Raw genomic sequence first — 20,987 nt, 5'->3', positions numbered from 1 at the left:
AGTTATTTCTATCATTAGTTGCCTCCTGACGATTGTTTCTATTAAAGCAGCTTACAATTTACCACATACCGATCATATGAATATGGATCCACTTCGACTTGCCGCCCAAATTGTATCAGGAATCGGTTTTTTAGGTGCTGGTGTTATTTTAAGAAGAGGAAACGATAGTATTGCAGGATTAACGACCGCTGCTATGATTTGGGGTGCTTCTGGTATCGGTATTGCTGTTGGGGCTGGATTCTATATCGAAGCCATTTTCGGAATGTGTTTCCTTATGATTAGTGTTGAACTTATACCATTAACAATGAAATTTGTAGGACCTAGATCCTTTCGTCAACGTGATATCGCAGTAAAACTTGTTGTGCGAAATATGGACAATATCCCAATTGTAATTGAAGAAATAAAAGAAATGGATATAAAAGTTAAGAACATGAAGCTCAAAACATTGGAGAGTGGCTCGCACTATTTGCATTTGAAATTATCTATCGATCAAAAAAGACATACCGCTGATGTTTATTATGCTCTTCAACATCTTGAAAGTGTTCAACAAACTGAAGTGGAAAGTATGTAATGTAAAACAAACTCTCTTTTAAATTAGAGAGTTTTTCTTTTTTCTATAATGGTAACAATGAATGTAGTCCTGCAAAGTAAGGAGGAATAAGAATTTGAAATCCCGTCCGAATTTAGTAGATACATTTCGTGATTCCATTATTTTTCGTTTAATTTGCTTTATTGTTGTACTTACTGCTTTTTCCGGCTTTCTTATACATAGACTAGAGCCATCGCACTTCACCACATGGTTTGATGGAATTTGGTGGTCAATCGTTACCATTTTCACTGTTGGCTATGGTGACTTTGCCCCCCATACACTAATAGGCAAACTTATCGGTATGGGTATTATTTTATTTGGGACCGGTTTTTGTTCTTATTATATGGTTCTGTTCGCCACTGATATGATTAATAAACAATATATGAAAATTAAAGGAGAAGAAGCTGCAACTTCTAACGGGCATATGATTATTGTCGGCTGGAATGAGCGCGCAAAACATGTTGTAAAACAAATGCACGTTTTACAACCGAACCTTGATATCGTTTTAATTGATGAAACACTTTCTTTACTTCCAAAACCATTTCATCATTTAGAATTTATAAAGGGTTGCCCCCATCATGATCAAACTTTATTAAAAGCTAACATTACAACGGCTCACACTATATTAATAACAGCTGATAAAGAAAAAAATGAAAGCTTAGCAGATACACAATCCATTTTAAATATTTTAACTGCAAAAGGGCTCAATCCAAACATTCACTGTATCGCTGAACTTCTTACTTCTGAACAAATACAAAATGCAACGAGAGCTGGTGTATCAGAAATTATAGAAGGAAATAAATTAACGAGCTATGTATTTACCGCTTCTCTTTTATTCCCTTCCATTTCAGGCGTACTATTTTCACTTTACGATGAAATCTCTGATAATAAATTACAACTGATGGAGCTTTTTCCGTCCTGCACCGGACAAACTTTTGCAAATTGCAGCTATACTCTTTTAAAGCAAAACATTCTCTTACTAGGTATAAAGCGTGACGAACAATATATAATTAATCCAGTCCATTCCTTTCTTCTCATTGAAAGCGACATACTCATTGTTATTCACCATTAAGAAAATGTTTTTCTAGTTCCTGCATGAGCACTTTTCCAATATTGATATGTTTTCTTTTCACATCTCCATCTGGATCTTTCGGTTCAGCAAATTGATCCATACCACTTGTTCCAGCAGTTAAAGTATTCACATGATCATCTAGTTCGTTTTGATATACGTGCGAAAGAATATAAGGCGTTTCAAGACGGACTATTACGCCCGACACATCTAGTTCTCCATTCACCGCTGTAAATGGCACTCGTAAAAATTGATAGCCATCTTCTTCATCGATTTTGTAATCAAAGCATCCTTTATCATAATCCCAATTGCCACCAATACTATATCCAAGTGGCTTCATTATCTCTTCTAACTTATATAACGCATAGGTACGTCCTTCTAAATTTGATTGAATCGGAATCAAGTCCATCCCTCCTAGACTTTTTCTTTAGCATACCCACTCTAGTTTGAATATACTGATGGACTTTTCGATAAAATAATAAAAAGCGACCGGATTCCGGTCGCTTTTTATTATTTTAAACGCTCTTCTAATTCTGCTTTTAATTCTTCAAATCCTGGTTTACCAAGTAAAGCAAACATGTTTTTCTTGTATGCTTCTACTCCTGGTTGGTCAAATGGATTTACGCCTAATAAGTAGCCGCTCATCGCACATGCTTTTTCGAAGAAGTATACAAGGTAACCGAATGTGTACTCATTTAATTCAGGGATATTTACGATTAAGTTTGGTACTCCACCATCGCTATGTGCAAGTAATGTACCTTCGTATGCTTTTGTGTTTACGAAGTCTACAGTTTCACCAGCAAGGTAGTTTAATCCATCTAAATCGTTGTCTTCTAATTCGATTTTTAGTTCATGTGTAGATTTACCTACTTTTAGAACTGTTTCAAATAAGTCACGACGACCTTCTTGAACGTATTGACCTAATGAGTGTAAGTCAGTTGAGAAGTTTGCTGAAGATGGGAAAATACCTTTTTGATCTTTTCCTTCACTTTCACCAAATAACTGTTTCCACCACTCAGCGAAGTATTGAAGTGCTGGCTCATAGTTAACAAGCATTTCAATTGTTTTTCCTTTATTGTATAAAGCGTTACGAACTACTGCATATTGGTAAGCTGGGTTTTCTTCTAGCTCTGATGTTCCGAAGTCATCATGACCAGCAGCTGCACCTTTCATCATCTCTTCAATATTTAAGCCGCTTACTGCGATTGGTAATAAACCAACTGGCGTTAATACAGAGAAACGTCCTCCAACATCATCCGGAATAACGAATGTTTCGTAACCTTCGTTATCAGCTAATGTTTTTAATGCACCACGCGCTTTATCTGTAGTTGCATAAATACGTTTGCGAGCTTCTTCTTTTCCATACTTTTCTTCTAATAACTTACGGAAAATACGGAATGCTAGTGCCGGCTCTGTTGTTGTACCTGATTTGGAAATAACGTTAATAGAGAAGTCTTTACCTTCTAATACGTCCATTAAATCTTTCATGTAAGTGGAGCTAATGTTTTGTCCAACAAATAGCACTTGTGGAGTTTTACGTTGTTCTTTAGAAAGCGTGTTGTAGAAAGAATGGTTTAACATTTCGATTGCTGCACGTGCTCCTAGATAAGAACCACCGATACCTACAACAAGTAAAATGTCAGAGTCATTTTTAATTTTTTCTGCGCATTTTTGAATGCGAGTAAATTCTTCTTTGTCATATTGAAGCGGAAGGTCTACCCACCCAAGGAAATCGTTCCCAGCTCCAGTTTTTTCGTGGATTGCGTGATGTGTTACTTTCACTGCATCACGTAAATAAGTGATTTCATGTTCACTGATGAAGGATAACGCTTTGGAATAGTCGAACGTTACATGTGTACTCATCTTTTTCCCTCCAATTATGGATATGTATTTCTGTATTCACTTTAGCGAAACTGAAGTTGTAAATCAAGCGATTCAACCATTGTAAACGTAACCAAAATATATTTTTTAGAAAAAGTTCATTTTTTGCATAAAAATTCGCATTTTTCGGTATAGATGTATATACATCTCCTTTCAAACATTTTTTATGTATAAAAACAACATAACTGCACCATTCTATAAAAGAGTTAATTAACTCATCGCTTGCTTACGCTTCACAATTAAGGGGGGCTTTTTCATGAGTACTCTGCAACGTATCGCATTAGTCTTTACTGTAATTGGCGCTGTGAACTGGGGACTAATCGGGTTCTTCCAGTTTGACTTAGTGGCAGCCATTTTCGGTGGACAAAACTCAGCTCTTGCACGCATTATTTACGGCATCGTTGGTATTTCTGGGCTTATCAATCTCGGTTTACTCTTTAAACCATCAGAAAATCTTGGCACTCACCCAGAAACGAACGAAATTCGCTAGTCAGTATGTCTTTACTTCACCTCCGACATACGAATATGATTGCATGCAATCATATTTGCAAATATATATCATAAGATAAAGTAAAAGAGGAACGCTCATATGCGCTCCTCTTTTACTTTGTTAACTCGGACTCTTCAATCCATTCTGTTAGCTTTTCTCGCAGCGTATTAAATCCGTTCTCAGATGGATTCGGTATAAGAATCCGTCCTTGTTTTCTTTTCGCCGCTTTTAACGATAAACTCATTTTTCTGTGTTCTTCATCAATTGAAAGTACCTTTACTTCTACTGTATCGCCGACTTTTAAAAAGTCATGAATATCCTTTACATATCCATTTGTAATTTCAGATATATGCACAAGTCCTTGTGTTTCTGCATCTAACGCTACAAATGCACCGTAATCTTGAATCCCAGTCACTTTCCCTGTTACAACCACTCCTGTTGTATATTGTTCTGACATATGAAACACTCCCATACGTTTACCATTTTCTCTACAATTGTAGATAGCAAAGCAGATGATTTATTGATAAATATCCGATTGGTTAGTACGTATCCTAAGTAAAGCTACTCAGGATACGCATACCTTATATTAGTAAATTATACCACTATGACAGAACTCATTCAAAATTAACGAAAAATTTCCTGTAGTATGTATAATTCTCCAATATTGGGATAGAATACTAACACATGGCTTTCTAGTATTCCCCCCCTTTTATGGACAAAACGTATTGTGTTTTGTCCTTTTTTTATTTTCTACGAACCGTTCCATTCTCTTCATTGCTTCCATCAGTTGTTCAAGCGATGTTGCATACGAGCAACGAATAAATCCTTCACCACTTTCGCCAAATACACTTCCAGGTACAACAGCCACTTTTTCTTCTAACAATAACTGTTCTGCAAATTCTACCGAAGATAGTCCAGTTGAAGAAATAGAAGGAAAGACATAAAATGCTCCGCCCGGAACATGACATGTTAATCCTATTTCATTGAAAGATGTCGCCATAAAATTACGGCGTTTCTTATAGCTATCTCTCATCCGAATTACTTCATCATTCCCCGCGCGTAACGCTTCAAGTGCTGCGAACTGAGACATCGTCGGTGCACACATCATGGAATATTGATGGATTTTGAGCATTAATTCTGAAAAATGAACAGGAGCTGCAATCATACCGAGGCGCCATCCTGTCATCGCAAATCCTTTTGAAAATCCTGAAATTAAAATCGTATGCTCGCGCATATTTTTAATACTCGCGAAACTTGTATATATTTCGTCGTATACAAGCTCTGCGTAAATTTCATCAGATAATACAATTAAATTGTACTTCTCAACAATCACTGCTATCTCTTCAAGTTCGGATTTATTTAACATTGCACCTGTTGGGTTATTTGGTGAACAAAGCAAAATTGCCTTTGTTTTTGCTGTAATAGCTGCTTCAATTTGTTCTGATTGTACTTTAAACTCGTTTTCTAAAGTAGTTGCCACAGGAACTGGAACTCCTCCAGCCAATGTCACAAGTGGTGCATACGAAACGAAACTTGGTTCAATAATGAGTACTTCATCATCAGGATTTATAATGGCGCGCATCGCTACATCTAACGCCTGACTCGCTCCAACTGTAACAATGATTTCTTCATTTGGATCATAAGATACTGCAAATTGTTTTTTTAGATACTTTGCTATTTCTTGACGGAGCTCCAATAATCCTGCATTTGCTGTATATGACGTATATCCTTGTTCTAAAGAACGGATACATGCTTGCCTTACATTCCAAGGTGTAACAAAGTCAGGCTCTCCTACTCCAAGAGAAATAACACCTTTCATATTCGCTGCTAAATCGAAAAACTTTCGAATACCAGATGGTTGTAAAGATTCTGCCGCTCTAGATAGTTCAAATTGCTTCATGGTGTCACCACAATTCGCTTATCATCATCGTTTTTTTCATAAATAATTCCCTCATGTTTATACTTCTTCAAAATGAAATGCGTTGTTGTAGAAACGACAGATTCAATTGTTGCTAATTTCTCTGAAACAAACATCGCTACTTCGCCCATCGTCTTTCCTTCTAATGTAATAGAAAGATCATATGTCCCTGACATTAAATACACAGATTTCACTTCTGAATAACGATAAATTTGCTCAGCAACCGCATCGAATCCAACGCCGTGCTTTGGCGTAACTTTCACATCGATCATCGCCGTTAAACCTGTATGTTCTTTCACCTTCGTCCAATCGATATGTGTTACATAATCCACAATAATCTTTTCCGCTTCTAATTTTCCAACCATTTTCTTTACTTCTTCTACTTCTATATTTAACAGCTTCGCTAATGTATCTACAGATAATCGACTACTTTTTTCAAGACAAGCTAATAATTCTAATTCTTTTTCTGTCACCATATAAATCATCCTTCCTTTTCGTTTGTGTCTAAATTATACAAATACCCTTTCCAGTTTGAAAAGAAGATTTTTTTAGTGAATTATGTCAAAATAAAGTGAAACTTTAATCAGCGGAATGCTTCACCCCGCTGATTATTAGCCCGCACCAATCGGGCTTTTACGGACAGTTGCTTTCCCACCTAAGCTGCTTTTTGAGCTGGGAGGCTTACTGTCCGTTAAAGCGGGGTAAAGTGAAACTTTAATCAGTGGAAAAATGCGTGATAAAGCGAAAGGGGATGGAACCGTGAAACCAAAAGTTTATATTGCTGAACCAGTTCCAACATTTGTAGAAAACTATTTATCAGAACACTGTGATTATGAAAAATGGGAGCAAAATGAGAAGGTACCTCGTGATGTTCTATTGGAAAAAATACAAGATAAAGATGGTTTATTAAATTTTGGATCTGCTATTAATGAAGAATTATTGAAGGCGGCTCCTAACTTAAAAATAGTGAGCAACATTTCTGTCGGTTACGATAATTTTGATTTACAAGTGATGGAAAAGCGAAATGTAATCGGAACGAATACACCATACGTACTAGATGATACAGTAGCTGACCTTGTTTTCGCTCTTATGCTATCTGCTGGTCGCCGTGTTTGCGAACTCGACTCCTACGTAAAAAATGGTGAATGGAATGCCGAAATTGGAAAAGAGCACTTCGGACTGGATGTACACCATAGTACAATCGGTATTATCGGAATGGGACGAATTGGTGAAGCTGTCGCAAAACGAGCGAAATTCGGATTTGATATGAATGTTCTGTATTATAACCGTCGCCGTAAAGAAGAAGCTGAACAAAAATTCGATGCTACATATTGTGATTTACAGACGCTACTCAAACAGTCTGACTTTATTGTTCTTCTTACTCCATTAACAGATGAAACGTATCATCTTATCGGAAAAAAGGAATTTTCATTAATGAAAGAAACAGCAATCTTTATTAATGCTTCTCGCGGGAAAACAGTAGATGAAGAAGCGTTAATCCATGCGTTAACCGAAAAGAAAATCTTTGCAGCAGGCATCGATACGTTTACACAAGAGCCGGTTCAAAAGGATAATCCGCTCTTATCACTACAAAATGTCGTGACTTTACCACACATCGGATCTGCAACATTAAAAACTAGGCAGCAAATGGCTATGACAGCTGCTGAAAATTTAGTTGCAGGGTTACAAGGAAAAACACCGCCTAATATTGTTCGCGGGTAATGATTAATAAGCGAAAGGCAAGATGACATCGTCATCTTGCCTTTTTTTGTTAACATATTTTTTTCTTACCTGGAAATGATATGAACAAAAATCAATGGAGTGACAAAAAATGAATCACGAATATACTTGTCCTTATTTCACTTTTTCCACTCGCGGCACTACTATTCATTATGAATTGTATGAACATGACAACAAAACGGAACGTCCTACTTTCGTACTCGTTCACGGCTTTTTATCTTCCTCATTCAGTTACCGCCGCCTCATTCCTTTACTATCGAAAGCAGGTACAGTAATTGCTCTTGATTTACCGCCCTTCGGAAAAAGTGATAAGTCTCATCTTTTTAAGTATTCTTATCACAATTTAGCAACGGTTATTATCGATTTAATTGAACATTTATCTCTCTCAAATATTGTGTTAGTTGGGCATTCTATGGGTGGACAAATTTCTCTCTATGTAAACCGTATACGCCCTGAATTAATCTCAAAGACGATTTTACTATGCAGCTCTAGCTATTTAGCACGTGCAACTTTGCCTTTACTGTACTCTTCTTATTTACCGTTCTTTCATTTATACGTAAAGAACTGGATTATCCGGCGCGGCATTGTTCATAACTTAATGAATGTCGTTCATGATCACTCATTAATTGACGATGAAATGAAGGAAGGTTACTCCGCTCCTTTTTATGACAACCGTATATTCCCCGCTTTAACTCGGATGATACGAGACCGTGAAGGTGACTTGCCTTCAACTGAATTACAAAAAATCGAAACACCTACGCTACTCATTTGGGGCGAAAAAGATCGCGTCGTCCCTGTACATGTAGGTCACCGTCTACACAAAGATTTACCGAATTCGAAGTTTATTTCTTACGAAAACACAGGACATTTACTACCTGAAGAAAAGCCTGAACATGTTTATGAAGAAATTATCGCTTTTTCTGCGCAATAATATATAAAAAAAGGCTGTCGGACATTCCGACAGCCTATAATGAACAACTTCCGCCTTCTTTTATTACAAGTAATTCCACAGCCAACTTCTCACATTTTTCAAGCGCAGGTACTTCCTCAAAAGACATAAAGTATATATGTTGAATCTTCTTTGCGATGTATTTTGAATCATCAAACACACTTACGACGTTCACAACATCGCTCGCTTCTGTTTCATAAAATTCCGGTCCCATTTGAAACGGATCCCAATTCTTCACAACCTCTATCATCTTTTCATATGTACCCATTCGCTTCCCGCCTTTTCACTTTTTAATACTTTTCTTTATCCTATCACATCAGCTATTCTATAAGAAGAGAGAGAACTTTCATAACTTAACGGTTTTACAGAAGAAGGGGGCAAACTTATGCAACTATTTCATAAAACAGTCAATCGACGTGGAACTCATAGTACAAAATGGGATACATATAAAAACGAAGAGCTTCTCCATGCCTGGATTGCTGATATGGATTTTGAAGTACCACAACCAATTCAAACTGCTTTAAAGAAACGTATCGAGCATCCTATTTTTGGCTATACACTTCCTCCCGAAAATATTGGTGATATTATTTGTAACTGGACAAAAAAACAGTACAACTGGGATATACAAAAAGAATGGATTGTCTTTAGCCCGGGGATCGTTCCAGCTCTTAGTACGAGCATACAGGCCTTCACAAAAGAAAACGAATCCGTTCTCGTACAACCACCTATTTATCCCCCATTTTTCGAAATGGTCACAACCAACAATAGACAATTATGCGTAAGTCCATTACAGAAACAAAATGATACATATGCGATAGACTTTGAGCATTTAGAAAAGCAATTTCAACAAGGTGTCAAACTCATGCTTCTTTGTAGTCCGCACAATCCAATCGGACGTGTTTGGTCAAAAGAGGAACTCACACAACTTGGCGCGCTATGTACAACATATAATGTAATCGTTGTCGCAGATGAAATTCATTCCGATATTATTTATGCAGATCATACACATACACCGTTCGCTTCCTTATCAGATGAATTAGCAGAGCGCACAATTACTTGCATGGCTCCGAGTAAAACATTTAATATCGCTGGATTACAAGCATCGATTATTATCATTCCAAATGAAAAACTCCGTCAAGCCTTTACAGCTATCCAATATAGACAAGGCTTCCACGGATTAAATATATTCGCCTATACAGCGATGCAAAGTGCCTATACAGAATGTAACGATTGGCTAAATGAAATTCGATTATATATAGAAGATAACGCTCAATTCGCTTGTAAATATATTAAAGATCACATACCTACTCTTTCCGTAACGAAGCCAGAAGGTAGTTTTTTATTATGGATTGATTGCTCTCACCTACAGCTTTCTCAAAATGAGCGCACCACATTACTTGAGGAAAAAGGGAAAATCATCGTTGAGCCCGGTGAAAAATACGGATTAGGCGGCGAAGATCATATTCGAATTAACATCGGCTGTCCAAGATCTGTTTTAGAAGAAATTTTAAACAGACTGCGCCATACGTTTTCATGATAAGAAAGGAGGCTGCATCGTGGACAGCCTCCTTTCTCAATTCTTGTTGGTAAATTTATATATCCCAATAACCGCTGATATATTTTCAATTACGTTTCACAAAAAAAGCTACCATGCACGGTAGCTTTTACTTTTTCTTCATATCCGACGCTTTTTTTACCATGACACCACAAGCAATTCGATCGCCGGATTTACCTGTCGGTTGTGTCATGCCATCATCAGCATTTTCTGTAATAATAATAGACGCTCCATCTTTTCTATGAATCGTCGTTTTTCCTTCTCCCAGCGTTATATGTGGTGCATTGATTTCCGCTTTAATCTTTCCAGAACCATCTGCAATTACGTTCGGTAAATCACCGTTTTCTGCACCCTTCGGATTAAGAAGTCCATGCTTTTTATCATCAGGATTAAAATGATTACCAGATGATTCAAAACGTGGTGCTTTACACTCACCAATTTCGTGTACATGTATGCCGTGCGGGCCAGGTGCGAACCCTTCCCCTTTAATCGTGATTTTCACTCCGCTTGTTTGCTGCACTACTTTCGCAGTCCCCACTTCATCGCCTGAAGCATTATGTAATTTCACGTCAATTTCTTTCGGCTTTCCTTGGTCACAACCTGCCATCAGAAATAATAAACAACAACTGAAAAAAAGCCGTTTTTTCATTCTATTCCCTCCAAAATATATTCTGCCCTTAGATTGTCCGAGCATGGAGGGAAACATACAAAAATGAGTTACTGTTTCTTTTCCGCTAAAAGTTTTTCTTCAACTTTCTGTAACCGCTCCGCTTCTCGTTTGGATACACGAATGAACATACGCCACGTAGCAACGGCACCAATAATAAATAGAACGCAAACAATCCCTGGAATAATATATTCTGTTTTATCTTCCGGAAAATATAAAGGCATCATATAAATAGAACACTCCTTATTAGAGGATTTATAAAACATCAGAATTTTCTGTTATATAATATAAAATTATAGTGGAACCTAGCCATATTCTCAAGGGGGCATTCCGAAAGCGAATGATTTCTTTGACTCCTTCGCGCACTTTCCTTACTATAAACTTGAGGTGAAAAATATGAGAGAAACATTTGAAATTGGTGAAATCGTTACTGGTATTTATAAAACTGGCAAATATATCGGCGAAGTTACAAATAGCCGTCCTGGCAGTTACGTCGTAAAAGTATTAGCTGTTTTAAAACATCCGGTACAAGGTGACTTACATAACGTAAAACAAGCTGACGTACCATTTTTCCATGAAAGACGTGCTTTAGCTTTCCGGGAACAGACGAATATTCCAGAGCAAATGGTGAAGAAATATGAAGGAGAAATTCCAGATTATACAGAGTCACTCAAATTAGCATTAGAAACTCAAATGAATTCATTTTCTGAAGATGATTCACCTTTTGCGGTTCGTAGTCTAGAAACATTAGAGCAGTTAAAAAAAGACTACAAACTTTAAAAAAACAAAACGACCAAATTACATACTGTGCAATTTGGTCGTTACTGTGTACTCACTTTCTTTAACACTTTTGAAAAATCAACGAGTTCCCCTAATGTTGGAGGTGCTGGTTTCACTAAATACTCTTTATCTTTTTCTACTAATTTAAAAATATTATACGTCGTCATCGCATCATCTAGCGCACAATGATGCTTTCCTGTTCCTGCTTTTCCATACGCCTCAATTGCTTTCCACAATCCTGTTTGATTTCTCTCCCCAAAAAACTTCTTATACTCAAGTGATAAGTCACGACACTGTCCTAAGAATGGAAAGTCTACTCCCGCCATTTCACAATTATGCTTCAACACTTTCATATCCATATTTCCCCACGTAACAATGGTCGGTTTACATCTCTTTTCATATTCTGCAAGTTTTTCAACGAGTTCTGGAAACGAAATTCCTTTATCTACGACTTCTTGTTTAATTCCTAAAAATTTCTTACATCGATCCGTTAAAGAAGGAAAAGTTTTCGGCCTAACATGAGCAGAATACGTGTCTTCTACCTTACAGCCAACAACCGAAACGAGTCCTACCTCAATAATTTCCGGGAAAAATCCTTTTGGTTTTTTTCTGTGTTGGGGCATCGTAAACTCAAAATCCAAAAATAAAAATTGTTGTTCATCCATACGATCCCTTCCTTATCATCTTTGTCATTCCTTTCTATTTGACACTCCTACACGAACAAGCTCGAATGCTAATTCCATTTTAAATATTCAGATTGGATGTATCTTATATATATGTCAAATGCCCACAAATATTTTTAAAAATAAGAAAAAATGACCGATGCAGAAAATATGACAAAATAAGTCCTTTCATTTACATCCCCCTTTTTTCTACTTTATAATGACTTTATGTGTGTTTCATCTAGTTAATTTTTTGACACACTAAGAAAAGTGAATGAAAGGAGATGAGATTTTTGCACGAAACAACGCAAGAGCTCGCAAACTGGCAGTATTATTTTGCTATCGCAGTCTTTTTAATTACATATGCCATTATTATTTCAGAAAAAATTAATCGCGCTGTCATCGCACTTCTTGGTGCAGCACTCATGGTAATTATGGGAGTCGTTGATTTACACAACGCCTTTACGAAACATATTGAATGGGGGACGATTACGCTACTCATCGGTATGATGATTTTGGTGAACATTACGAGTAAATCGGGTGTCTTCCAATACGTTGCCATTAAAGCAGCAAAAGGGGCGCAAGGAAATCCAATTAAAATTTTAATTTCGCTTTCCTTACTTACTGCGCTTGGTTCCGCATTTTTAGATAACGTTACAACTGTACTTCTTGTTGTTCCAGTTACTTTATCTATTACGCGCATACTGCAAGTAAATCCTGTTCCTTATTTACTTTCTGAAATTATTTTTTCAAACATCGGAGGAACAGCTACATTAATTGGTGATCCGCCAAATATTATGATTGGTTCTGCAAATAAGCATTTAGACTTCAATGCATTCTTGCTAAACTTAGCGCCAATCGTAATTATTATTATTGGTGTTACAGCAGTAATACTTTACTTCATGTACCGCAAACAATTAATTGCTGATCCTGTACAAGTTAAGAAATTAATGAGTTTAGATGAAAAGCAATACATTAAAGACCCTGTATTAATGAAAAAATCTTTAACAGTACTTGGACTTACAATCGTAGGTTTCATGACTCACTCCATCTTCCATGTTGATGCAGCTATCATTGCCTTAACTGGTGCAACTGTACTTATGCTAATTGGTGTGAAAGAACATGAAATTGAAGAGGTATTCGCAAGTGTAGAGTGGGTAACAATCTTCTTCTTCGCAGGACTATTCGTACTCGTTGGAGGACTTATTGATATCGGGCTTATCAAAACGTTAGCTCAAAAAGTAATTGGAATAACAGGCGGAGATATTTCTCAAGCATCTATCCTTATTCTATGGGTATCTGGTATCGCCTCTGCAACAATTGATAACATTCCATTCGTTGCAACAATGATTCCACTTATTAACGATATGGCAGTTGGGCTAGGTTTATCACCTTCTGACGCACAAATCGACGTATTATGGTGGGCATTAGCATTAGGTGCTTGTCTAGGTGGAAACGGAACATTAATCGGAGCTTCAGCTAACGTAATTGTTGCAGGTATTGCAAGCCGCGAAGGACATAAGTTTAGCTACATGGACTTCTTAAAAGTCGGTTTCCCAATTATGATCGTTTCATTAATCATTTCTCATATTTATATTTATTTACGCTACCTTATGTAGTAGAAAAGGGCTGTCCTATTTGGCAGCCCTTTTTTCTTGGTCAACGAATTTATATCAACGATTCTACACGAAATATCAATTTACCGACAAAAAGCTGTTCCAAAATATCTTCGAAACAGCTCCCCGCATATATCTACTCGTTATACCTTACCGGCTCATTCCGAATAATGAACAAGTGAATCGGTAAGAAAACCGAAAATGTGATGGTATGAATAATCGTAAATAATATAGAGTTCGTTCCGTACCTGTCTAAAATAGCGTAGATAAGATAAATAGACAGCACAATCGATACAGCTGTTGCTAGTAAACTTATTATTGGTACGAAGTTAAAGATGAAACACGCGACATATATGCCGAATACTTTCCATCCTGCTTCTTCTTTCAAGAAATCTGGCAATTTGTCTTTTGCTAAATCCCCCCATGTCTTACTATTTATAAAAGGAATAAAAGCAAGAACACCATCCGTTGCACCATCATTTTTCGCCATCGTATACAGTGCAAAAGCCGTTAACAAATACGAAATAATTGCCCAAATCAATATAACAAGAATAAACGCAAAACTAAGAGCAAAGAAACCTGCTAGTACGCCTTGATCTTCCATCTTATCCTCTCCTCTCTACTCTCAACATATTTCATTACTCTGCAAGTTATGTTTTAAAATTTAACCAAACTCTCTGTATAATAATAGGAGTAAGTTAGTTAGAGAGGAGAACGGATTTATGCATCCATTTGTAAAAGCGTTACAAGAGCATTTCATAGCTCATAAAAACCTTGAAAAAGCAGAACCGATGGCACGTTATATGAAAAATCATTTTCCATTTCTCGGTATTCAAACACCTGAAAGAAGACAGTTATTAAAAGACGTTATTCAAATACATACTCTCCCAGATCAAAAGGATTTCCAAGTTATCGTACGTGAACTTTGGGATTTACCAGAACGTGAATTTCAAGCGGCCGCACTCGATATTATGCAAAAATATAAAAAGTATATAAACGAAACGCATATCCCGTTTTTAGAAGAACTGATTGTAACAAAATCTTGGTGGGATTCTGTCGATAGCATCGTTCCTACATTTTTAGGGAATATCTTTTTAAAACACCCAGAATTAATTTCCGCCTATATTCCAAAATGGATTGCATCAGATAACATATGGTTACAACGCGCCGCTATTTTATTCCAGCTAAAATATAAACAAAAAATGGATGAAGAACTTCTTTTCTGGATTATTGGACAACTACATTCTTCAAAAGAATTTTTCATTCAAAAAGCGATTGGCTGGGTCCTTCGCGAATATGCAAAAACAAAGCCCGATGTCGTTTGGGAATACGTGCAAAATAACGAGCTTGCTCCCCTTAGTAAACGTGAAGCAATTAAGCATATTAAACAAAATTACGGAATAAATAACGAAAAAATAGGCGAGACTCTATCATAGATAGACGCGTTCCTCTATTGAGATTTAAAAAAGAACGTGTTAGAATATGTTCATTATTATTAATATAAGTAGCGATGACGGACTTATAAGTACTTGCACAAAAAGCGATTCAGGGATAGTGAAAGCCTGAAACCGCAAGGAAACGGCAGTCTCGAGCAATACGTGATAAAGTGGATGCACCTGTTGTGTATCAACTAGGGTGGAACCGCGGGCAAACGCTCGTCCCTAGGCAATTAAGCCTTGGGATGAGCGTTTTTTTATGTTTTTTAAAGCATATACTGCTCGTTTCACAAGTACCAGAGCACGTCATCGCCAATACGTTAACTTTCAAAAGGAGGATTTTATTATGTATTCAATGGAACAAGTTGTAAACTTAGCAAAACATCGCGGTTTTGTTTTCCCTGGTTCTGAAATTTACGGTGGTCTTGCAAACACTTGGGATTACGGTCCACTTGGAATCGAATTAAAAAATAACGTTAAAAAAGCTTGGTGGAAAAAATTCATTCAAGAATCTCCATACAACGTTGGTTTAGACGCAGCTATTTTAATGAACCCAAAAACTTGGATCGCTTCTGGTCACGTTGGTAACTTCAACGATCCAATGATCGACTGTAAAAAATGTAAAGCGCGTCACCGTGCTGACAAATTAATTGAAGATGCATTAGATGCAAAAGGCATCGAAATGGTTGTTGATGGTCTTACTTTCGACCAAATGGCTGACTTAATGAAAGAACATGAAGTAAAATGTCCTGATTGCGGTAGTGAAGAGTTCACTGAAATCCGTCAGTTCAACTTAATGTTCAAAACATTCCAAGGTGTTACAGAGTCTAGCACGAACGAAATCTTCCTTCGTCCTGAAACAGCACAAGGTATTTTCGTAAACTTTAAAAACGTACAACGCTCTATGCGTAAAAAGCTTCCATTTGGTATCGGCCAAATCGGTAAGAGCTTCCGTAACGAAATCACGCCTGGTAACTTCACATTCCGTACACGTGAATTCGAACAAATGGAACTTGAATTCTTCTGTAAGCCTGGTGAAGATTTAGAGTGGTTCGCATTCTGGCGTGAAACTTGTAAGAACTGGTTACTTTCACTTGGTATGACTGAAGAAAGCATGCGTCTTCGTGACCACGGTGAAGAGGAATTATCTCACTACAGTAACGCAACAACTGATATTGAATTCCGATTCCCATTCGGTTGGGGCGAACTATGGGGCGTTGCATCTCGTACAGACTTCGATTTAAAACGTCACATGGAACACTCTAATGAAGACTTTAACTATATCGATCCACAAACGAATGAGCGTTACGTACCGTACTGCATCGAGCCATCTTTAGGTGCTGACCGCGTAACATTAGCATTCTTATGTGATGCATATGAAGAAGAGCAATTAGAAAATGATTCTCGTACAGTTCTTCGTTTCCACCCTGCTTTAGCACCATACAAAGCAGCTATCTTACCATTATCTAAAAAGCTATCTGAAGGTGCTACTGAAGTATTCGCAGAACTAGCTAAAGACTTCATGGTAGACTTTGACGAAACTGGTTCTATCGGTAAACGTTACCGTCGTCAAGACGAAATCGGTACACCATTCTGTATCACTTATGACTTTGACTCTGTTGAAGACAAAGCTGTTACAGTACGTGACCGTGACACAATGGAACAAGTTCGTATGCCAATCAGCGAACTAAAAGGTTTCTTAGAGAAGAAAATCCAGTTCTAATTATAAGAAAAAGAGGTTGCTCTAAGGAGCAACCTCTTTTCTATTTTTCACGTTTTTCTTTAATTGCTACTGTACATCTTGATATGCATAGTAATTCATCATTCTCATCAATGATACGAATATCCCAAACCATCGTTGAATGTCCTCTATGTATCGGTGTCCCGATTGCTGTTACAATTCCATCTTTCTTTGAGCGAATATGATTTGCATTAATTTCTAGACCGAAACAGATGCATTTCTCTTGATCAATTAAATTGTATGAACCGACACTTGCTACTGTTTCTGCTAACGCAACAGAAGCACCACCGTGTAAAAATCCAAATGGCTGATGCGTACGCCCATCAACAGGCATCGTAGCAACCACCTTATCTTCTGTCATCTCTAACAACTCAATTCCAAGTGAATCCATTAAAGTTTTTGCCATATCGCTTCCCCCTTCTCTAACTTTAATTAAAATGTATAATTTTACCTATTTATTTTCAAACTACCTATAACACTTATATAAGGAGGTTTCACCTAAATGAAACAGAAATTTTGTATATTACTGCTTATGTTCTCCTTGCTGACTATTGTACCAAATTGTGCACTAGCAGCCAAAACATCTAACCTGACAATCGATGTGAAGACTGTAACGCAAAAAGGTAAGAAACCTTATATAGAATATCAAATTAGCAGACCTTCGTTTCACAATTTTTCCGATTCTAAATTTCAAAATAAGCTCAATTTCTATTACAAAAAATCTACTGACAAATTTAAAACCAAATTAGAAAAAGACGCAAAAAAATATTATACAGAAACAGAAGGATCTAGTACACCATTTCACCCGTACGTGGCGAATGTTGATTATAAAGTCTCCTTAAATAAACCACCTTTTCTTAGCCTATATGTGAATTACTATCAATATACAGGCGGGGCACATGGTCTTTATATGTGGAAGGCAAACACATTTGATTTAAACGAAAAAAAGTTACTACACTTAGACGATTTATTTCAAAAAGAAGATACATATAAAGAAGTAATCCGTGCTGAGATTGTAAGACAAATTAACCAAAATGAAAGCATTTATTTTCCTGATGCAACTGAAAAGGTCATGAGCACGAAAAAGTTTCACTTCTTTTTAGAACCGGACAATCTCGTCATTTATTTCTCTTTATATGAGATTGCTCCTTATTCAAGTGGAATTCCGCAATTTCGCATTCCGTATACGTTGCTAAGAGACTATTTGAAGCCTTCTTATCAAAATATTTTGATTGACAACAAGTAAACATTTTCGCTACGATAATGTTAACCTAATAACAACAGGAGGTTAACATTATGAGAAGATTTCATGTTTTAGATTTAGCATTAGCTGCCATGTTCGTTGCTCTTATGGCTATTGGTGCAAATATTGTATCTTGGGCCCCATTCCTACAAGTGGCGGGCATCCCATTATCTATGCAACCATTTTTCGCAATTTTAGCAGGGCTTCTTCTTGGAAGTAGACTTGGTGCATTATCAATGACTGTGTATATGCTTGTTGGAGTAGCAGGTGCGCCAATCTTCGCTAACTTCAAAGCTGGATTTGGAGCACTTTTAGATCCTACTGGTGGTTTTATTATCGCATTTATTATCGTTGCTTACGTATCAGGAAAACTCGTAGAACAAAAGGAAAAACCAACATTTATTACTTTTACAATTGCCTCTTTCACAGGAATTATTTTAACTTATATTATCGGTACTACTTATATGTACGGGGCAGTCAATCTCTTCATGGGTGGTAATATGAGCTATAAAGCTGCTTGGATGATTATGATGTGGTTCGCAGTAAAAGATATTGTATTTACAATTATCGGTGCTATTATCGCACCTCGTATATACTATGCTGTACGTCGTTCCGCTTATCAGCATTCTCATTCGACGATTTCATAATAAAAAGAGTTATCTTACTATGTTAAGATAACTCTTTTTTATTTTTCGACAATATACGACACATATTGAAAATGATTTTTGTTATGCTAATTCAGCAAATCTTATATTTTGCACATCTAATTAGAACAATGTTTTGGAGGAAAATCAGTGAATCTATCAAAAAATACACTTATTAAAGTAAGTGTCGGAGTACTATCTTTATTTTTCATACTAGGCATGAGCATCAGTTACAAATTATATGGAAATAGCGAGTTAGGAATGCCATATACCATCGGAAACGGCCTAGCATTTTTCTTTTTAATTCTTACTATAGTTAGTTTATGCGCAGCTTTAATCTTTATTGTTATTGGATTCATTAAGAAAGTACGAAAATTACCAGCCAAAAAATCTTTAATAACATCTATAATACTATTTCTTACATCAGTTATATCCGTCATCGTTCTTCTCTTTACGATAACAAAAGTAACAAATATAGAAGAGGAGTATCAAGCTCTTCAAGCACAAAAGAAAAAAGAAGATAATTACTTAATTGCCGCAGCATCTTTTTATAATAATATAAACACCTTTAAATATGCAGCATCTTACGTATTATCCGAGTATTCAACTACATGGTCAAATGCAATAGATAAAAGACATGACTTCAATCATGCACTAAGTTCTAAGAGAACAGAAATTGACGGAATGATTACAACCGTTGATACGTTTTATAGCAATATGGGAAATGATTTAAAGTTAGTCTCTGAAGCTGCAAAAGAACAGCCTAATAAATATAAAGAAACCTATGAAGAATATAAAAAAATATACGGGATTATTACTGCTCTTAACGAACAAGCCCAATCTCCAAGTGGCAGCTTAATTTCATTTAACCAAAACGTTAATTCATTAATTCAGGAATACAAAAAAGCAGCTGGTAATATTAATATCGCTATTACTGATGAAATTAAATCCAAAGCTGATGAGCTAAAGCCTACTGATCAAAATTAAAGACACTCTCTCCTGAGTGTCTTTTTTTTCCAAAAAAACCCCCTTTAGATTAAGCAATACATACGTTTCTTTATCGCTCATCCAACAGGGGATTATATCACTATATTAAGAATCTTGATTCGTGTATTCTTCTAAAATTCTCTGCATCATCGGAACCATGTCATCACGTAATTCTGGGTGTTGCAGGGCCATTTCGATTGTCGTTTGAACGAATCCTAACTTTTCACCTACGTCGTAGCGCTTTCCTTCGAAATCGTAAGCGAATACACGTTGAATTTCATTTAAGTTTTGGATTGCATCTGTTAACTGAATTTCACCACCAGCACCAACATGTTGCTGTTCTAAGAACATGAAGATTTCAGGTGTTAAGACGTAACGTCCCATAATTGCTAAGTTTGAAGGTGCTGTACCTGCTGCTGGTTTCTCAACGAAATTACGAACTTGGTAACGGCGTCCTTCTTGCTCTAACGGATCAATAATTCCGTAGCGGTGTGTTTCATCTTCTGGAACCGTTTGTACACCAATAACAGAAGAAAGCGTTTTATCATACTCTTCAATTAATTGACGTAAACATGGTTTTTCAGCTTGAACGATATCATCACCTAATAAAACAGCAAATGGCTCATCACCGATGAATTTACGTGCACACCAAACTGCATGCCCTAATCCTTTTGGTTCTTTTTGACGGATATAGTGAATATCTACCATTTTTGAAGAAGCCTGTACTTTTTCAAGTAACTCATACTTTTTCTTTTCTAATAAGTTTTGCTCTAACTCAAATGCATTATCAAAATGATCTTCAATAGAGCGCTTCGTTTTACCAGTAACGATAATAATATCTTCGATTCCTGATTTTATTGCTTCTTCTACAATGTATTGGATAGTTGGTTTATCTACTATCGGTAACATTTCTTTTGGCATTGCTTTTGTTGCTGGTAAAAAACGTGTTCCTAATCCAGCTGCTGGGATTATGGCTTTTCTTACTTTTTTCATCACAAAATACCCTCTCTTCTGTCAGAA

At 36.6% G+C, this 20,987-nt stretch carries 25 protein-coding genes (1 of these 25 cut by a window edge); 13 read left to right on the top strand and 12 right to left on the bottom strand.

Annotated features, from left to right (window positions below; translation table 11 throughout):
- Both QCI44_RS02860 and QCI44_RS02855 read left to right on the top strand, forming a co-directional pair.
- Positions 1-571: the 3' portion of an MgtC/SapB family protein gene (locus QCI44_RS02860; protein WP_016085759.1), read on the top strand. 110 nt of this gene lie to the left of the window's left edge; only the last 571 of its 681 coding nucleotides appear in the window; its start codon lies beyond the left edge, outside the window; the stop codon is at positions 569-571.
- A gap of 94 nt (positions 572-665) precedes the next feature.
- Positions 666-1,661: a potassium channel family protein gene (locus QCI44_RS02855; RefSeq protein ID WP_016085758.1), complete on the top strand. Its 996-nt coding sequence runs from the start codon at positions 666-668 to the stop codon at positions 1,659-1,661.
- Here the strand turns inward: QCI44_RS02855 and QCI44_RS02850 are convergent.
- Both QCI44_RS02850 and QCI44_RS02845 read right to left on the bottom strand, forming a co-directional pair.
- Entirely contained in the window at positions 1,648-2,061 is a 414-nt protein-coding gene (locus QCI44_RS02850; protein WP_353810995.1) for a YugN-like family protein, read from the bottom strand. The two genes, QCI44_RS02855 and QCI44_RS02850, sit on opposite strands and share 14 nt — an antisense overlap.
- A gap of 107 nt (positions 2,062-2,168) precedes the next feature.
- A complete protein-coding gene (locus QCI44_RS02845; RefSeq protein WP_016085756.1) occupies positions 2,169-3,521 on the bottom strand; it encodes a glucose-6-phosphate isomerase in 1,353 nt (450 codons plus the stop codon).
- Positions 3,522-3,795: 274 nt separating this feature from the next.
- Between QCI44_RS02845 and QCI44_RS02840 the strand changes: the two genes are divergently transcribed.
- On the top strand, positions 3,796-4,029 hold the full coding sequence (locus QCI44_RS02840; protein WP_000105788.1) for a DUF378 domain-containing protein: 234 nt from the start codon (positions 3,796-3,798) through the stop codon (positions 4,027-4,029).
- A 112-nt stretch (positions 4,030-4,141) separates the two neighbouring features.
- Here the strand turns inward: QCI44_RS02840 and yugI are convergent, their stop codons facing one another.
- The 3 genes from yugI to QCI44_RS02825 form a co-directional block, all read right to left on the bottom strand.
- A complete protein-coding gene (gene yugI, locus QCI44_RS02835) occupies positions 4,142-4,486 on the bottom strand; it encodes a S1 domain-containing post-transcriptional regulator GSP13 (RefSeq protein ID WP_000003765.1) in 345 nt (114 codons plus the stop codon).
- 252 nt (positions 4,487-4,738) lie between these two features.
- Positions 4,739-5,929 (bottom strand): aminotransferase, encoded by a 1,191-nt coding sequence (locus tag QCI44_RS02830; RefSeq protein WP_016085755.1) that lies wholly within the window; start codon positions 5,927-5,929, stop codon positions 4,739-4,741.
- Positions 5,926-6,423, bottom strand: a complete 498-nt coding sequence (locus tag QCI44_RS02825) for an Lrp/AsnC family transcriptional regulator (RefSeq protein ID WP_000255702.1) — start codon at positions 6,421-6,423, stop codon at positions 5,926-5,928. Before QCI44_RS02825 ends, QCI44_RS02830 begins: the two co-directional genes overlap by 4 nt.
- A 253-nt stretch (positions 6,424-6,676) precedes the next feature.
- Between QCI44_RS02825 and QCI44_RS02820 the strand changes: the two genes are divergently transcribed.
- On the top strand, positions 6,677-7,669 hold the full coding sequence (locus QCI44_RS02820; RefSeq protein WP_016085754.1) for a 2-hydroxyacid dehydrogenase: 993 nt from the start codon (positions 6,677-6,679) through the stop codon (positions 7,667-7,669).
- Between the two features lie 109 nt (positions 7,670-7,778).
- Positions 7,779-8,618, top strand: a complete 840-nt coding sequence (locus QCI44_RS02815) for an alpha/beta fold hydrolase (protein ID WP_016085753.1) — start codon at positions 7,779-7,781, stop codon at positions 8,616-8,618.
- Between the two features lie 34 nt (positions 8,619-8,652).
- Here QCI44_RS02815 and QCI44_RS02810 read toward each other — a convergent pair whose 3' ends face one another.
- Positions 8,653-8,904, bottom strand: coding sequence for a YugE family protein (locus QCI44_RS02810; RefSeq protein ID WP_000537644.1), 252 nt, complete (start codon positions 8,902-8,904; stop codon positions 8,653-8,655).
- 117 nt (positions 8,905-9,021) lie between these two features.
- Between QCI44_RS02810 and QCI44_RS02805 the strand changes: the two genes are divergently transcribed.
- Complete coding sequence (locus QCI44_RS02805; RefSeq protein ID WP_088084539.1) at positions 9,022-10,173, top strand: MalY/PatB family protein; 1,152 nt, start codon at positions 9,022-9,024, stop codon at positions 10,171-10,173.
- A 127-nt stretch (positions 10,174-10,300) separates the two neighbouring features.
- Here QCI44_RS02805 and sodC read toward each other — a convergent pair whose 3' ends face one another.
- Together sodC and QCI44_RS02795 are read right to left on the bottom strand one after the other, a co-directional pair.
- Positions 10,301-10,840, bottom strand: coding sequence for a superoxide dismutase [Cu-Zn] (gene sodC, locus QCI44_RS02800; RefSeq protein ID WP_016085751.1), 540 nt, complete (start codon positions 10,838-10,840; stop codon positions 10,301-10,303).
- Between the two features lie 68 nt (positions 10,841-10,908).
- A complete protein-coding gene (locus QCI44_RS02795; protein ID WP_000982763.1) occupies positions 10,909-11,085 on the bottom strand; it encodes a hypothetical protein in 177 nt (58 codons plus the stop codon).
- Positions 11,086-11,254: 169 nt separating this feature from the next.
- Here QCI44_RS02795 and kapB point away from each other — a divergent pair, with 169 nt between their 5' ends.
- Complete coding sequence (gene kapB, locus QCI44_RS02790; protein WP_016085750.1) at positions 11,255-11,638, top strand: kinase-associated lipoprotein KapB; 384 nt, start codon at positions 11,255-11,257, stop codon at positions 11,636-11,638.
- Between the two features lie 41 nt (positions 11,639-11,679).
- Here kapB and kapD read toward each other — a convergent pair whose 3' ends face one another.
- Positions 11,680-12,303 (bottom strand): 3'-5' exonuclease KapD, encoded by a 624-nt coding sequence (gene kapD / locus QCI44_RS02785; protein WP_016085749.1) that lies wholly within the window; start codon positions 12,301-12,303, stop codon positions 11,680-11,682.
- A gap of 290 nt (positions 12,304-12,593) precedes the next feature.
- Here kapD and QCI44_RS02780 point away from each other — a divergent pair, with 290 nt between their 5' ends.
- Entirely contained in the window at positions 12,594-13,919 is a 1,326-nt protein-coding gene (locus tag QCI44_RS02780) for an ArsB/NhaD family transporter (protein WP_016085748.1), read from the top strand.
- Positions 13,920-14,052: 133 nt separating this feature from the next.
- Here the strand turns inward: QCI44_RS02780 and QCI44_RS02775 are convergent, their stop codons facing one another.
- A complete protein-coding gene (locus QCI44_RS02775; RefSeq protein WP_016085747.1) occupies positions 14,053-14,520 on the bottom strand; it encodes a hypothetical protein in 468 nt (155 codons plus the stop codon).
- A gap of 118 nt (positions 14,521-14,638) precedes the next feature.
- On the opposite strand from QCI44_RS02775, the gene QCI44_RS02770 reads away from it, so the two are divergent.
- Positions 14,639-15,352, top strand: a complete 714-nt coding sequence (locus tag QCI44_RS02770) for a DNA alkylation repair protein (RefSeq protein WP_016135916.1) — start codon at positions 14,639-14,641, stop codon at positions 15,350-15,352.
- Between the two features lie 346 nt (positions 15,353-15,698).
- Positions 15,699-17,075 (top strand): glycine--tRNA ligase, encoded by a 1,377-nt coding sequence (locus tag QCI44_RS02765; RefSeq protein ID WP_000287155.1) that lies wholly within the window; start codon positions 15,699-15,701, stop codon positions 17,073-17,075.
- Positions 17,076-17,115: 40 nt separating this feature from the next.
- On the opposite strand, the gene QCI44_RS02760 is transcribed toward QCI44_RS02765, so the two are convergent.
- Positions 17,116-17,499 (bottom strand): hotdog fold thioesterase, encoded by a 384-nt coding sequence (locus QCI44_RS02760; RefSeq protein ID WP_016085744.1) that lies wholly within the window; start codon positions 17,497-17,499, stop codon positions 17,116-17,118.
- Between the two features lie 96 nt (positions 17,500-17,595).
- On the opposite strand from QCI44_RS02760, the gene QCI44_RS02755 reads away from it, so the two are divergent.
- The 3 genes from QCI44_RS02755 (at position 17,596) to QCI44_RS02745 (ending at position 19,967) form a co-directional block, all read left to right on the top strand.
- Positions 17,596-18,339 carry a DUF3298 and DUF4163 domain-containing protein gene (locus tag QCI44_RS02755; protein ID WP_088084540.1) on the top strand — a complete coding sequence of 248 codons (744 nt, stop codon included), beginning with the start codon at positions 17,596-17,598 and terminating at the stop codon, positions 18,337-18,339.
- A 50-nt stretch (positions 18,340-18,389) separates the two neighbouring features.
- Entirely contained in the window at positions 18,390-18,983 is a 594-nt protein-coding gene (locus QCI44_RS02750) for a biotin transporter BioY (protein WP_016135919.1), read from the top strand.
- 147 nt (positions 18,984-19,130) lie between these two features.
- Positions 19,131-19,967, top strand: a complete 837-nt coding sequence (locus QCI44_RS02745; RefSeq protein ID WP_016135920.1) for a hypothetical protein — start codon at positions 19,131-19,133, stop codon at positions 19,965-19,967.
- A gap of 105 nt (positions 19,968-20,072) precedes the next feature.
- Here QCI44_RS02745 and galU read toward each other — a convergent pair whose 3' ends face one another.
- Positions 20,073-20,960: a UTP--glucose-1-phosphate uridylyltransferase GalU gene (gene galU, locus QCI44_RS02740; protein ID WP_016085740.1), complete on the bottom strand. Its 888-nt coding sequence runs from the start codon at positions 20,958-20,960 to the stop codon at positions 20,073-20,075.
- Between the last annotated feature and the right edge of the window lie 27 nt (positions 20,961-20,987).

The organism is Bacillus cereus group sp. RP37 (assembly GCF_040459695.1).
Classification (GTDB): domain Bacteria; phylum Bacillota; class Bacilli; order Bacillales; family Bacillaceae_G; genus Bacillus_A.
This window is presented reverse-complemented; position numbering and strand designations above follow the sequence as displayed.